Here is a 12,507-nt window from a genome sequence, read left to right as displayed (position 1 = left end):
CGTCTCCCGAACGTCGCGGTGGACGGATCCGGATCACGGACCCAACGCCGGAACCTACCGCGATCTCGGTGTGAAGACAGCGTGAGCCGCTCAGCCCGCCGCGGTGTCCTCGCTCACGGCCTCGACCGCGCGCTTGGCCTGGGTGGTCCGGACCGCGCTCGCCGCGAAGTAGGTGAGCAGCTCGGCGATCTCCACCGGGTCGTCGAGCTGCGGGCAGTGCCCCCAGTCTTCGCGGACCAGCAGGCGGCTGTGCGGCACCAGCGTGTGCAGCTGCCGCCCGGACGCGGCCGTGACGAGCTTGTCCTTGCCGCACGCGACGACCAGCAGCGGCACCTTCACCGAGTCCAGGCGGTAGGCGTCGGCGAGCTCGGCGACGAGCTGCCGGGCCTGCTCCAGCCGGTTCTTGGTCGCGCGGTAGTCCGGGAACAGCGCGGTGAAGCGCTGGACCTGCATCGCGTCGGCCGCCGTCGAGTCGGCGTAGAGCAGCCGCGGGACGAGCTGCTCGGCGACCTTGCGCACCAGAAACCCCGGTACCGGGACCGGCAGCGCCGAGTAGAGCCGCAGCGGGAACGGGTAGCGCGCGACGGTCCGGATCAGCCAGGAGTCGACGAACCCGGGCGCGGCGATGGACACGACGCCGGAGATCGGCAGCCGGCTGTTCTGGGCCGCGCGCAGGCTCATGGTGCCGCCGAGGGAGTTGCCGGCCAGCACGACCGAGCCGAGCACGGCCTGCTCGCGGACGACGGCGGTGGTGAACGCGTCGAGCTGCGGCAGCATCGGGCCGGGCCGCAGCGGCTGCGCGTCCCCGAACCCGGGCAGATCGACCGCGACCGCCGGGATCCCGGCGGCCGCGAGCTGCTCCAGAGCGGGGCGCCACGTGTCGGCGCTGTCGCAGTAGCCGTGCAGCAGCACCAGCCGCGGTGCGCTCGGCCGCGGGTGCGGCGTGGCCGCACGGCGGCGCAGGGAACGGCGGGGGAGCTCCGGGTCACCGGCGACGTCCCCGACCTCCAGGACGCGGGTGCGGACACCGGCGTAGCGCCGGAAGGAGACCCGGATCGGGTCCGGGTCGCTGCTGGACCGGCCGCCCGGTCCAGCCGAGTCGGGCCGCTTCGTCGCGGTCATGACTACAGAATACCTTGCGACCATTGGGTTTTGGTCGAATTCAGGTGCTAACGACCAGATCTCGAACTGAGTACGTTAGGGATTCACCTAATGCCGAGCCGGGCGGAACAAGACGATCCGCCCAGCTCAGCGGGGGTCTAGCGGGTGAAGACGATCTTGCCGGCGGTGTCGCCGTCGAGCATCGCCCGGAACCCCTTAGGGGCCTCGGTGAAGGGCAGTTCGGCGCCGATTTGGGGCCGCACCCCGGTCAGGTCGAGGTAGGCGAGCAGGTCCGAGAGCTCGTCGCGGGTGCCCATGGTCGACCCGGCGACGCGCAGCTGGAGGAAGAAGACGCGCTGCAGCTCCGCGCCCGCGTCCGGCCCGCTGGTCGAGCCGGAGACCACGATGATCCCGCCCGGCTTGAGCGATTTGACCGAATGCGACCAGGTTGCCTTGCCGACGGTCTCGAACACGGCGTCGACGCGTTCGGGCAGCCGCGCGCCGGACTCGAACGTCTGGTGCGCGCCGAGGCTCGAGGCGAGCGCGCGCTTCTCCTCGCTGCGGCCGGTCACCCAGACCCGGAACCCGGCCGCGCGGCCGAGCTGCACCAGCGCCGTCGAGACGCCGCCGGACGCGCCCTGCACGAGCATCGTCTGGCCCGGCCGCAGCCCGGACTTCACGAAGAGCATCCGGTAGGCGGTCAGCCAGGCCGTGCCCATGGTCGCGGCCTCGGCGAAGCTGAGCGCGGCGGGCTTCGGCACGACGTTGCGGGCCGGGACGATCACCTGGTCGGCGAAGGTGCCCTGGTGCTTCTCGGTGAGCAGCGTCCGCTTCGGGTCGAGGGTGTCGTCACCCTGCCAGCCCGGCGCGTTGATCACGGAGTGGATCACGACCTCGGAGCCGTCGTCGAGGGTCCCGGCGCCGTCGCAGCCGAGGATCATCGGGAACTGCTCGGGCTTGATCCCGACGCCGCGGAGCGTCCAGAGGTCGTGCATGTTGAGGCTGGCCGCCTTGACGTGCACCCGGACCCAGCCTTCCGGCACGTCGGGTTCGGGGCGCTCGCCGACGACGAGCGAGTCCAGGGGGCTTTCGGCGTTGGGTTCCTGCGCGTACACGGCGAACATGTCCTGCAACGTACCGCCCCTGAAGCGCGGCAGCAGTGGAGCGCGCGTAGGCTCACACCGTGTTCAACGGGCTTGCCGACTGGTGGGACGGGGTCGAGCTGTGGCTCGCCCAGGCTTGGTTCCCGGTCCAGTTCGTGCTGGTCATGGTGGTCGTCGTACCGCTGTGCCTGGCCGCCGCGTGGGTGCTCGACAAGCTCGTCGGGCTCTTCGCCCGCAGGCTCGCACCGGGGCGTGACGACGACCGCTCCGACACCCCGTCCTAGGCTGGCGCACCATGTTCAACCGAAGGCGGATCACCGCCGCGCTGATCGGGCTCCTCGTGCTGGTGCTGGGGGGCTGGCTGGTCAAGGACGCCGTCGGCGACGGCTCCCCGGCGACCCCCGGCCCGAGCGGCACCCCGGGCACGTCGGCGAGCGCGCCGGCCAAGGGCGGCGCGGCCGTGCCGGGCGCGGACTCCGGCTTGCCGGTCAAGGCACTGACGACCCTGCCGTCGCAGGCAGGCGACACGTGGAAGCTGATCGAAAAGGGCGGGCCGTACCCGTACCCGCGCAACGACGACGTCGTGTTCGAAAACCGCGAGAAGCGCTTGCCCGGCAAGAAGTCCGGCTACTACCACGAGTACACCGTGAAGACCCCCGGCAGCGCCGACCGCGGCGCGCGGCGGCTGATCACGGGCCAGGCCCACGAGCTGTACTACACCGGCGACCACTACGGGTCGTTCGTCGTCGTGGACCCGGCCCGATGAGCGCCTCGGAGCAGGCGAAGGCCGCCGCGGAAGAGGCCTTCGCGAGGGGCGCGTACCCGCACCTGGTGAACTCGCACCCGACGGTGGACAAGGCGAGCACGCTGAGCGCGTTCGCCGCCGCACTGTCCTTTCCGGACTACTTCGGCCACAACCTCGACGCGCTCTACGACTGCCTGACCGACCTGTCCTGGCTGCCGCCGGGGGAGCACGTGCTGATCTGGCCGGGCTCGGACGCGTTGCGCAGGACCGAACCCAAGACGTACCTGGCGATCCGCAGCGTGCTTTCGGACGCGCAGCGCGCGCTCGGGCCGAGCGGGCGCAGCGCGGGTTCGTGGCGGCTCACGGTCGTGCTGCCGGACGCCTGAGCCTCAGTCCTGCGGGACCCAGTTCGGCTTGCGCTTCTGGGCGAAGGCCAGGATGCCTTCCTGGCCTTCCTCGCTCGCGAAGAACTTCGCCGACAGCCCGATCATCTCGTCGAACCCCTCGGACGGCGTCGCCGGGCGGGGACGGCTCAGCAGCGCCTTCGTCTCGGCCAGCGCCGTCGGCCCGCCCGCCGCCAGCGCCTTCACGAACCGGGCGACTTCGGCGTCGAGCTCTTCGGCCGGGACCGCCGAGTTCAGCAGGCCGATCTCGACCGCGCGGCGCGCGTCGAAGGTGTCGCCGGTCAAGAAGAGTTCGTGCGCCGCACGCGCGTTCAGCCGCGGCAGGACCGTCAGGGAGATGACCGCCGGGACGACGCCGATGCGGACTTCCGAGAAGGCGAACGTCGCTTCCGGCACCGCCACCGCGATGTCGCACGCCGCCACCATGCCGATGCCGCCGGCGCGGGCGGGGCCGGCCAGCCGGGCGACGACCGGCTTCGGGCTGGTCCACAGCTGCTCGAGGATCTTCGGGAACTCGTTCACGCCCTGGTCGCCCGCGCCGGCGCCGCGGGCCTCCTTGAGGTCCATCCCCGCGCAGAACACCGGACCCGTGTGGGTGAGCACGATGACCCGCACGGCATCGTCGGCGGCCGCTTTCGCCAGCGAGTCGGAGAGCTCGCGACGCAGCTGCGCCGACAGCGCGTTGCGGTTGTGCGGGGAGTCCAGGGTGATCGTGGCGGTGCCGCCCACCACGTCGTAGTGCACCAGTTCGTCAGCCATGACCGACACCTTTGCACACTCACCGCGCGCCACCGGTGTTACGCGGGCCACCCCGTGGGTGAGGACCCACGGGGTGGCCCGGACGTCAGCCGATGGTCGTCGTCGTGAAGACCGGGCTGGGGTTGGGGAAGCAGGCCGTCGGCGCGGTGATGTCGCCGATGATCGTGCTCGCCACCGCCTTGAACGTCAGGCCCGGGTCGCTGTAGCTCGTGCCGGACAGCTTCGTCTCGATCGTGCCCGACTGGCCGGCGGTCAGGTGCGCCGTGACGGTGGGCAGTTCGAAGGTGGCGCCGCCGGCGATCGGGCCGGGGAAGCTCAGGGTGGCGACCCCGTTCGCGACGGCGATGGTCGGCGGGGTCGAGCCGAGCCCGGAGCCGCCGGCCAGGTCCGCGCCGACGTACGTGGAGTTCGCCGGGATCGGGAACTTCAGCGCGAACGTGTTGATGTTCTTGACCTTGTTCCCGCTGACGTCGCCGGGGACGGTGTTCGGCGCCGGGTCGATGACGACGTCGAACGCGCCGCCGGGGGCGACCGTGGCGGGTGCCGTGACGTCGGCGTCCTGGTTCAGCGACACCTGCTGCGGCCCGACGATCGGGGCGTCGGCCTGGCAGTCGAACGCGACGGTGGTGGCCGCCGAAGCCGGGGCGGCGAGAGCGATCGGGAGGGCCGCGACCGCGACCAGGACGCCGAGCTTGGAAAGGTGAAGTGCTTTCACTTGTATCCATCTACCTGCGGTTTTGGAGGGGAGAGAAGAAAGCCGCGCAGCGCTTAGATAGTTACCGGCAAGTTAACTAGCACGTCAAGGATTTACCGTTCCCATGCGCGCAGCGTCACCAGAAATGTGAAAAAGACTCGCCTTCTGGCGGTGGTGGGCTCCGGGTGATCGCCTTGCGCTACCGAAAGTGGTTCAGCCCGCCGGGAAGCGGCGCACACTGACCTGCGGTCCGGGACCCCTCCCAGCGCTCTTTGGGTAAATACGTCGTACCAGACCGACGGACCGAGGAGTCATCTCGTGCACACGCTCGGCAGATCGGCAGTGGCACTGGCTGTCGCCACGGCGCTCGCCGGCTGCACAGCCGGTTCGCCACCGCCTCCGATGAGCAGCGCGGCACCCACCGCGAGCACCTCACCGGCCCCCGACGGTGCACAGCAGGCCTTGTGCGGACAGTTGCAGGAATTCTCCTTCCTGCTGATCCACTTCAGCGCCGACCTGGCCAGAACCGTACGGCCCGATGAAGGCAACGGCCGGAAAGCGCCCGGGATCGCCGAACTCACCCGGCAAGCCGACGTGATCGCCGACGCGGGCGCCGAACTGGCGAAGACCGCCCCGCCCGAGGTGAAGGCCGACGTCGACACGATGCTCAAGGCCGCCGCCGAATCGAAAGCACATCTCAAACCCGGCGAACACCGCGGGTTCGCCTTCGAACCGATGTACCGCCAAGACACGGAGGCGGCACGCCAAGCGCTCGACCAGTACGCCCCTTGCCGACACCGCGGCTGAGAAATGCCACGCGAACACGGACCCGGGGAAGTTGATCCAGCGGCTCTGGACCGGCACCACGCTCATGACGATCAGCCGCCCTACGTCCGGCATGGCACCGCCGGCGGGTTACGCGTACTGGCGGAGCAGTCCGCTCATCGCGGTGGCGTACCGGCTGATGACGACGTCGGCGACGCGCGGGTCGTCGGCCAGTGGCTCGGCGATGAACGCCCTCGGATCCGCCTCGCGGGCCAGCCGAGCGATGCGGTCCGGCAGCAGGCCCGGCGCGAGGAACCACGACGCCACGACCAGGTGCCGCACGCCGCGGGCGCGCAACCGGGCGGCGGCCGCGGGGATGTCCGGCTGGGCGGCCGACGCGAAGGCCTCGCTCACCGGGACACCCAGCCGCTCTTCCCAGCGCGCGGCCAGGGAGGCGACGACCGCGTTCGCCGACGCGTTGGACGAGCCGACTCCGCTGAGCAGCACACCCGTCCCGCGCCGGCGAGGAGCGGACGCCAGCCGGTCCAGGGCCACCGCCTCCAGGGCCGGGTCCGCGCCCAGCACGTCCGACACCTCGATGCGGAAGCCCGGGCACGAAGCCGTCACCGAAGAGATCAGCGCCGGCAGGTCGACGCGGGCGTGGAACGCGCTGCCGAGCAGCAGTGGCACCACGACCGCCGACCGGTGGCCCGATGCGTACAACCCTCGCAACACGTCCGTGACGAGCGGCGCCGAGAGGTCCAGAAAGGACTCGTGCACCGGCACCCCGGGCGCCTGGGCGCGCACGACGTCGACGAGTGCCCGCACGGTCGACGCCGAGCGGGGATCACGGCTGCCGTGCGCGACGGCGACCAGGGGCGGCGTCACGAGAAGCGCTCACCCACCAGGCCCGCGGCGAGGGTGTCGCCGTCCTTCGGGTCGATCACCAGGAACGCGCCGGTGCGCGGGCTGTCGCCGTAGTCGTCGACGCTCAGCTGCTCGGCCAGCGTCAAGGTGACCAGGCCGATGTCGTTCAGCTCCAACGAGTTCGGAGCGTCCACACTGGACAGCTTCTGCTCGTCGAACCGCGCGTGCAGCTCGCCGACCAGTGCCTGCACCGTGCGGGCGCCGTGCTTGACGAGCACGCGCGCGCCCGGCTTGAGCGGCTTGGACGACAGCCAGCACAGCGTGCCGGTGATCTCGTCGGTGACCCGCGGCGGCGCGTCCGCGGCGGCGATCAGGTCGCCGCGGGAGATGTCGATGTCGTCGGTGAGCAGCAGCGTCACCGACGTCCCGGCGCCGGCCTCGTCCAGCGGGCCGTCGGCGGTGTCGATACGCTCGACGCGGCTGCGGATGCCCTGCGGCAGCACGACGATCTCGTCGCCGGGGCGGACCGTGCCCGCGGCGATCTGGCCCGCGTAGCCGCGGTAGTCCGGGTACTCCGGCGTGCGCGGGCGGATCACGTACTGCACCGGGAAGCGCAGCGCCGAGTCGTGCGGGTCGGGCGCGACCGGCACGTCCTCCAGGTGCGCCAGCAGGCTGGGGCCGGAGTACCACGGCGTCCGCTCCGAGCGCGTCGCGACGTTGTCGCCCTCCAGCGCCGAGACCGGGATCGCGAGCACCGAGCCCTGGGGGTAGCCCAGCGTTTCGGCGTGCGTCGCGAACTCCTTCGCGATCACCGTGAACGTCGCCTCGTCGTAGCCGACCAGGTCGATCTTGTTCACCGCGAGCACCAGCTGCGGCACGCCGAGCAGGGCGAGCACCGCCGCGTGCCGCCGGGTCTGCTCGATGACGCCCTTGCGCGCGTCGACCAGCAGCACGGCCAGCTGCGCGGTGGACGCGCCGGTCACCGTGTTGCGCGTGTACTGCACGTGCCCGGGCGTGTCGGCCAGCACGAACGACCGCTTCGGCGTCGCGAAGTACCGGTAGGCGACGTCGATGGTGATGCCCTGCTCGCGTTCCGAGCGCAGGCCGTCGACGAGCAGCGACAGGTCCGGTGTGGACAGTCCCTTGTCGACGGACGCGCGGGTGACCGCGTCGAGCTGGTCGGCGAGCACCGACTTGGTGTCGTACAGCAGCCGGCCGACCAAAGTGGACTTGCCGTCGTCCACGCTTCCGGCCGTGGCCAGGCGAAGCAGCGAGCTCATCAGAAGTACCCCTCACGCTTGCGGTCTTCCATGGCCGCCTCGGACATCCGGTCGTCGGCGCGGGTGGCGCCGCGTTCGGTCAGCCGCGACGCCGAAACTTCGGCGATGACGTCTTCGACGGTGGCCGCGGTGGACTCGATCGCCCCGGTGCACGAGCCGTCGCCGACCGTCCGGTAGCGGACCGTCCGCTCGCGGACCTCCTCGCCCGGGCGCGGGCCGCCCCACGGCCCTTCGGCGAGCCACATCCCGTCGCGCAGGTACACCTCGCGCTGGTGCGCGTAGTAGATCGACGGCAGCTCGACCTTCTCGCGGGCGATGTAGTTCCAGACGTCGGCCTCGGTCCAGTTGGACAGCGGGAAGACGCGGACCTGCTCGCCCGGGCGGTGCCTGCCGTTGTAGAGGTTCCACAGCTCGGGCCGCTGCCGGCGCGGTTCCCACTGGCCGAAGGCGTTGCGGAGGCTGAAGATCCGCTCCTTCGCCCGGGCGCGCTCCTCGTCGCGGCGGCCGCCGCCGAACACGGCGTCGAACTTGTTCTCCGCGATGGTGTCCAGCAGCGGCGTGGTCTGCAGCGGGTTGCGCATGCCGTCGGCCCGCTCTTCGAGCCGCCCGTCGTCGATCCAGTCCTGGACCTTCGCGACGACCAGCCGCAGCCCGTGCTTTTCGACGACGCGGTCGCGGAACTCGATGACCTCGTCGAAGTTGTGCCCGGTGTCCACGTGCAGCAGCGGGAATGGCACCGGCGCCGGCCAGAACGCCTTGATCGCCAGGTGCAGCAGCAACGTCGAGTCCTTGCCGCCGGAGAACAGGATCACCGGGCGGTCGAACTCGCCTGCCACCTCCCGGAAGATGTGGATGGCTTCGGACTCCAAAGCCGCCAGGTTGTCCTGTGCCGCATCGGTCGCGGGCTCCAAGGTCGTCATGCGTCCCTTCCTCAGCCGTGCAGTCCGCACTCGGTCTTGCTCTGCCCGGCCCACCGGCCGCTGCGGGGGTCCTGACCCGGTTCCACGCGAGCCGTGCAGGGTCCGCAGCCGATCGAGAGGTAGCCGATCGAGACGAGGGGGTTCTCGAGGATCGAGTGGTCCCGGATGTAGCCGTTGAACTCGTCGTCGGTCCACGCGGCGATCGGGTTGATCTTCACCAGGCCGTTGCGGTCGTCCCAGGTGACGATCGGGGTGTTCGCGCGGGTCGGCGCATCGACGCGGCGGACGCCGGTCACCCACGCCGAGTAGTTCGCCAGTGTCTTGCGCAGCGGCACGACCTTGCGCAGGTTGCAGCAGAGCGCGGCGTCGCGGTCGTGCAGCTTGGCGCCGTATTCGGCGTCCTGCTCGGCGACGCTCTGCTCGGCCTGGGCGTTGACGATCTTCACGTCCGGGTAGACCGCTTGCACGGCGTCGCGCGTGCCGATCGTCTCCGGGAAGTGGTAGCCCGTCTCGAGGAAGAGGATGTCCACATCGGACTTCACCTTCGTCGCGAGGTCGATCAGCACGGCGTCCTGCATGTTGGACGCGACGATGAAGTCCTCGCCGAACGTGTCGACGGTCCAGCGGATCGCCTCGTCCGCGGTCGCTTCGGCGAGTTCTTTCGACGCGCGCTCGGCGAGCGTCTTGTAGTCGGCAGTGGCGGTCATCGGGACACCTCCGGAAGGGACAGTCCGAGGAACTTGACCGAGAAAACCCGGCGACAGGCGGAACAAAGCCAGCCGCCGTTCTCTTCCGGCCGCAGATCTTCGTCGCCGCAGTACGGGCAGTGGTACGGCACGGCGCGCTCGGTGGAGGTCACTGCAGGGCGCTCTCGTCGGCGCGCCCGGCCCACTGGGCGAACCGCTCGCCGGGTTCGCGTCCGGTGACGTAGTTGCGCACGACGCGCTCGACGTACCCGGTCAGCTCGCCCGAGGTCACCTTGTGGCCGCGCAGCTTCCGGCCGAACCCGGCGTCGAGGCCGAGCCCGCCGCCGAGGTGCACCTGGAAGCCTTCGACCTGCTTGCCGTCGGCGTCGGTGACGATCTGGCCCTTGAGGCCGATGTCCGCGGTCTGGATCCGCGCGCAGGAGTTGGGGCAGCCGTTGAGGTGCACGGTCACCGGCGTGTCGAGGCCGTCCTGGATGTCCGCGAGGGACTTCTCCAGGTCCGCGACGAGCTGCTGCGCGCGGGCCTTCGTCTCGACGATGGCGAGCTTGCAGAACTCCAGCCCGGTGCACGCCATCACGCTGCGCCGCCACGGCGACGGCTTCGTCTCCAGGCCCAGCTCGGCCAGCTCGGCTTGCAGCGTCTCGACCTGCTCCTTCGGGACGTCGAGCACGACGAGCTTCTGCTGCGGGGTGAGCCGGACGCGGCCCGACCCGGCCCGCTCGGCGGCCTTGGCCACGGCGACCAGCGTGCCGCCGGAGACGCGGCCGGCGATCGGCGCGGCGCCGAGGTAGAACTTGCCGTCGACCTGCGGGTGCACGCCGACGTGGTCGATCGGCACGGCCGGGTCGACCGGCGGCGGGCCGTCGATCAGCTCCCGCTTGAGGTACTCGTCCTGCAGCACCTGCCGGAACTTCTCCGCACCCCAGTCCTTGACCAGGAACTTGATCCGGGCCCGCGAGCGCAGCCGCCGGTAGCCGTAGTCGCGGAAGATCGAGATGACGCCTTCCCAGACGTCGGGCACCTCGTCGATCGGCACCCAGGCGCCCAGGCGCTGCCCGAGCATCGGGTTGGTGGACAGGCCGCCGCCGACCCAGAGGTCGAAGCCGGGGCCGTGCTCGGGGTGGTTCACGCCGACGAAGGCGATGTCGTGGATCTCGTGGGCGACGTCGGGCTGGCCCGAGATCGCGGTCTTGAACTTGCGCGGCAGGTTCGCGTACTCCGGCTTGCCGATGTAGCGGCGCTTGATCTCGTCGATGGCCGGGGTGCCGTCGATGACCTCGTCCGCCGCGATGCCCGCGACCGGCGAGCCGAGGATGACGCGCGGGCTGTCGCCGCAGGCCTCCATCGTCGTCATGCCGGCGTTTTCGAGCTTGGCCCAGATCGTCGGGACGTCCTCGACGCGGATCCAGTGGTACTGGATGTTCTGCCGGTCGGTGATGTCGGCGGTGTCGCGCGCGTAGGCCTGCGAGATCTCGCCCAGCACGGTGAGCTGGCCGGTGGTCAGCGCGCCGCCGTCGAGCCGGACCCGCAGCATGAAGTAGCGGTCGTCGAGCTCTTCGGGCTCCAGCGTCGCGGTGCGGCCGCCGTCGATGCCCGGCTTGCGCTGGGTGTAGAGGCCGAACCAGCGGAACCGGCCGCGCAGGTCGCCCGGGTCGATCGAGTCGAACCCGCGGTGGGCGTAGATGTTCTCGATCCGCGCCCGCACGTTGAGCGGGTGGTCGTCCTTCTTGGACCGCTCGTTCGGGTTCAGCGGCTCCCGGTAACCGAGCGCCCACTGCCCTTCACCGCGCTTCTGCTTGACGCGCGCGGGGCGGGCGGGGGTCTGGGGCGTGGCCATGGCGGCGTCCTCCGAGAGGCTTTTCGTGGCAGCGGAGGACCACCGGCTCGCGGGTGGCCTCCGGCGCCGGCTGTCCAGAATTCGTGGCAGGTGGTGGCGACGGGAGTCAGCGAACGGGTACGCAGAGGGCGCTGGCGACCCGCAGGAGGTCGACGTGGCGGCGCGCCACGAGGAGAACACCGGCATGAGTCACGGCGTCAGCGTGCCACGCGTCCACAATGTGGTCCAGGGGTGCCCGCATGGTGGGAGAAGGGTCACTCGCCTGGGAGAATGCGGTCGACCAGCAGGCCCACGACCTGCGCATCGGAGTACTCCGCGAACGCCTCGGGCAATGTCAACCGCTCGACGGTCAGTCCCGTCAGGGCCAGATAGAGCAGCAGGACGTCGTCGCGTCCGCCGGGCAGTCCGGCGGCTTCGTGGAAGCCCACGCTGAGGTCGAAGCTCTCCCGCACGGTCGCGGTCAGCGCCGCCGCCAGCCCGGGCCGCCGGTTCGCCTCCAGGCGCAGTTCGAGCAGGGCGAGGTAGGAGCTGCGGCGGGTGGTCAGCCGGCTCATCACGTCGCCGAGCAGCGCGGCGACCCGCCCGGTCGACGGCTCTTCGGCGCGGGGATCGGCCATGACCTCCTCGAGTGCGGACAGCCGGACGTGCACGCGATCGCCGGCCTCGGCCAGCAGCTGGTCGCGGTCGCGGAAGTAGTTCGACGTCGTCCCGGGCGGGACGCCGGCCTCGGTGTCCACCGCGCGGTAGGTGAGCCCGCGCGCGCCGTCGCGGGCGAGGACCTCGATGGCCGCGTCCGTCAGCGCCGTCCGCCGTTCGGTGTTCTGCCGCACGAATCCTCCTTGCCGACTCAAACCACTATGATTAGAGTACTACAGGTACAGTGGTTTGACGGAGAGGAACTGGCGATGCAGGTCAAGGGGTTCGGGGCGGGGTACCTGGTCGACGACGTCGCCGCGACCACCCGCTTCTACCGGGACGTGATCGGGCTGCCGGTCACGGTCGAGCTGGACTGGTTCGCCAGCGTCAACGCCGGTGCGCCCGGCTACGAGATCAGCTTCGTCCAGCGCGGGCACGACTCCGTCCCGCCGGCCTACCGGGCGCGGGAGACGGCGGGGCTGATGTTCGGGCTCGTCGTCGAGGACGCCGCGGCCGAGGCGAAACGGCTGGTGGACGCGGGTGTCGACCTCGTCACACCGGTCGTCGACGAGGCGTTCGGTCAGCGGCACTTCTACGTGGCCGATCCGAACGGTGTGCTGCTCGACGTCATCGAGATGATCCCGCTCGACCCGGACTGGGCGGCGGCGAACCTCCCGGCGTCGTAGGGG

17 protein-coding genes are annotated in these 12,507 nt (G+C 70.8%); 5 read left to right on the top strand and 12 right to left on the bottom strand.

Features of this window, described 5'->3' with window-relative positions; translation table 11 throughout:
• Positions 1-90 precede the first annotated feature (90 nt).
• The gene (locus ACZ7OU_RS41600) at positions 91-1,122 is read right to left on the bottom strand and encodes an alpha/beta fold hydrolase (RefSeq protein WP_470259514.1); all 1,032 of its coding nucleotides are present in this window, start codon (positions 1,120-1,122) and stop codon (positions 91-93) included.
• Between the two features lie 137 nt (positions 1,123-1,259).
• Positions 1,260-2,225 (bottom strand): quinone oxidoreductase family protein, encoded by a 966-nt coding sequence (locus ACZ7OU_RS41595; RefSeq protein WP_470259513.1) that lies wholly within the window; start codon positions 2,223-2,225, stop codon positions 1,260-1,262.
• A 59-nt stretch (positions 2,226-2,284) separates the two neighbouring features.
• Here ACZ7OU_RS41595 and ACZ7OU_RS41590 point away from each other — a divergent pair, with 59 nt between their 5' ends.
• The 3 genes from ACZ7OU_RS41590 to ACZ7OU_RS41580 are packed head-to-tail and all read left to right on the top strand — an operon-like array spanning position 2,285 to position 3,335.
• Positions 2,285-2,488 carry a hypothetical protein gene (locus ACZ7OU_RS41590; RefSeq protein WP_086676857.1) on the top strand — a complete coding sequence of 68 codons (204 nt, stop codon included), beginning with the start codon at positions 2,285-2,287 and terminating at the stop codon, positions 2,486-2,488.
• A gap of 11 nt (positions 2,489-2,499) precedes the next feature.
• Positions 2,500-2,970 (top strand): guanyl-specific ribonuclease, encoded by a 471-nt coding sequence (locus ACZ7OU_RS41585; protein WP_470245950.1) that lies wholly within the window; start codon positions 2,500-2,502, stop codon positions 2,968-2,970.
• Positions 2,967-3,335, top strand: coding sequence for a barstar family protein (locus ACZ7OU_RS41580; RefSeq protein ID WP_470245951.1), 369 nt, complete (start codon positions 2,967-2,969; stop codon positions 3,333-3,335). Before ACZ7OU_RS41585 ends, ACZ7OU_RS41580 begins: the two co-directional genes overlap by 4 nt.
• A 3-nt stretch (positions 3,336-3,338) precedes the next feature.
• Here ACZ7OU_RS41580 and ACZ7OU_RS41575 read toward each other — a convergent pair whose 3' ends face one another.
• Complete coding sequence (locus ACZ7OU_RS41575) at positions 3,339-4,112, bottom strand: enoyl-CoA hydratase family protein (protein WP_470259512.1); 774 nt, start codon at positions 4,110-4,112, stop codon at positions 3,339-3,341.
• An 85-nt stretch (positions 4,113-4,197) separates the two neighbouring features.
• Complete coding sequence (locus ACZ7OU_RS41570; protein WP_470245953.1) at positions 4,198-4,827, bottom strand: cyclase; 630 nt, start codon at positions 4,825-4,827, stop codon at positions 4,198-4,200.
• Positions 4,828-5,124: 297 nt separating this feature from the next.
• On the opposite strand from ACZ7OU_RS41570, the gene ACZ7OU_RS41565 reads away from it, so the two are divergent.
• On the top strand, positions 5,125-5,613 hold the full coding sequence (locus ACZ7OU_RS41565) for a hypothetical protein (RefSeq protein ID WP_470259511.1): 489 nt from the start codon (positions 5,125-5,127) through the stop codon (positions 5,611-5,613).
• Between the two features lie 108 nt (positions 5,614-5,721).
• On the opposite strand, the gene ACZ7OU_RS41560 is transcribed toward ACZ7OU_RS41565, so the two are convergent.
• The 8 genes from ACZ7OU_RS41560 to ACZ7OU_RS41525 form a co-directional block, all read right to left on the bottom strand.
• Entirely contained in the window at positions 5,722-6,459 is a 738-nt protein-coding gene (locus tag ACZ7OU_RS41560) for a sirohydrochlorin chelatase (protein ID WP_470259510.1), read from the bottom strand.
• Positions 6,456-7,718, bottom strand: a complete 1,263-nt coding sequence (locus ACZ7OU_RS41555) for a sulfate adenylyltransferase subunit 1 (protein ID WP_470259509.1) — start codon at positions 7,716-7,718, stop codon at positions 6,456-6,458. Before ACZ7OU_RS41555 ends, ACZ7OU_RS41560 begins: the two co-directional genes overlap by 4 nt.
• Positions 7,718-8,638: a sulfate adenylyltransferase subunit CysD gene (cysD, locus tag ACZ7OU_RS41550; RefSeq protein ID WP_360469894.1), complete on the bottom strand. Its 921-nt coding sequence runs from the start codon at positions 8,636-8,638 to the stop codon at positions 7,718-7,720. Before cysD ends, ACZ7OU_RS41555 begins: the two co-directional genes overlap by 1 nt.
• 11 nt (positions 8,639-8,649) lie before the next feature.
• Positions 8,650-9,345 carry a phosphoadenylyl-sulfate reductase gene (locus ACZ7OU_RS41545; RefSeq protein ID WP_470259508.1) on the bottom strand — a complete coding sequence of 232 codons (696 nt, stop codon included), beginning with the start codon at positions 9,343-9,345 and terminating at the stop codon, positions 8,650-8,652.
• On the bottom strand, positions 9,342-9,497 hold the full coding sequence (locus ACZ7OU_RS41540) for an Insertion element protein (RefSeq protein ID WP_155545716.1): 156 nt from the start codon (positions 9,495-9,497) through the stop codon (positions 9,342-9,344). The genes ACZ7OU_RS41545 and ACZ7OU_RS41540 overlap by 4 nt, the downstream gene beginning before the upstream one ends.
• Complete coding sequence (locus ACZ7OU_RS41535) at positions 9,494-11,182, bottom strand: nitrite/sulfite reductase (protein WP_470259507.1); 1,689 nt, start codon at positions 11,180-11,182, stop codon at positions 9,494-9,496. The genes ACZ7OU_RS41540 and ACZ7OU_RS41535 overlap by 4 nt, the downstream gene beginning before the upstream one ends.
• A 106-nt stretch (positions 11,183-11,288) precedes the next feature.
• Positions 11,289-11,423, bottom strand: a complete 135-nt coding sequence (locus ACZ7OU_RS41530) for a putative leader peptide (protein WP_360672267.1) — start codon at positions 11,421-11,423, stop codon at positions 11,289-11,291.
• A 13-nt stretch (positions 11,424-11,436) separates the two neighbouring features.
• Positions 11,437-12,012 carry a TetR/AcrR family transcriptional regulator gene (locus ACZ7OU_RS41525; protein ID WP_470259506.1) on the bottom strand — a complete coding sequence of 192 codons (576 nt, stop codon included), beginning with the start codon at positions 12,010-12,012 and terminating at the stop codon, positions 11,437-11,439.
• Between the two features lie 75 nt (positions 12,013-12,087).
• Between ACZ7OU_RS41525 and ACZ7OU_RS41520 the strand changes: the two genes are divergently transcribed.
• Positions 12,088-12,504, top strand: a complete 417-nt coding sequence (locus tag ACZ7OU_RS41520) for a VOC family protein (RefSeq protein ID WP_470245962.1) — start codon at positions 12,088-12,090, stop codon at positions 12,502-12,504.
• The last annotated feature ends 3 nt before the right edge of the window (positions 12,505-12,507 follow it).

This window comes from Amycolatopsis sp. NPDC114505, assembly GCF_055633615.1.
The sequence above is the reverse complement of the archived record's forward strand: the minus strand, read 5'-3'. Positions and strand labels throughout refer to the sequence as shown.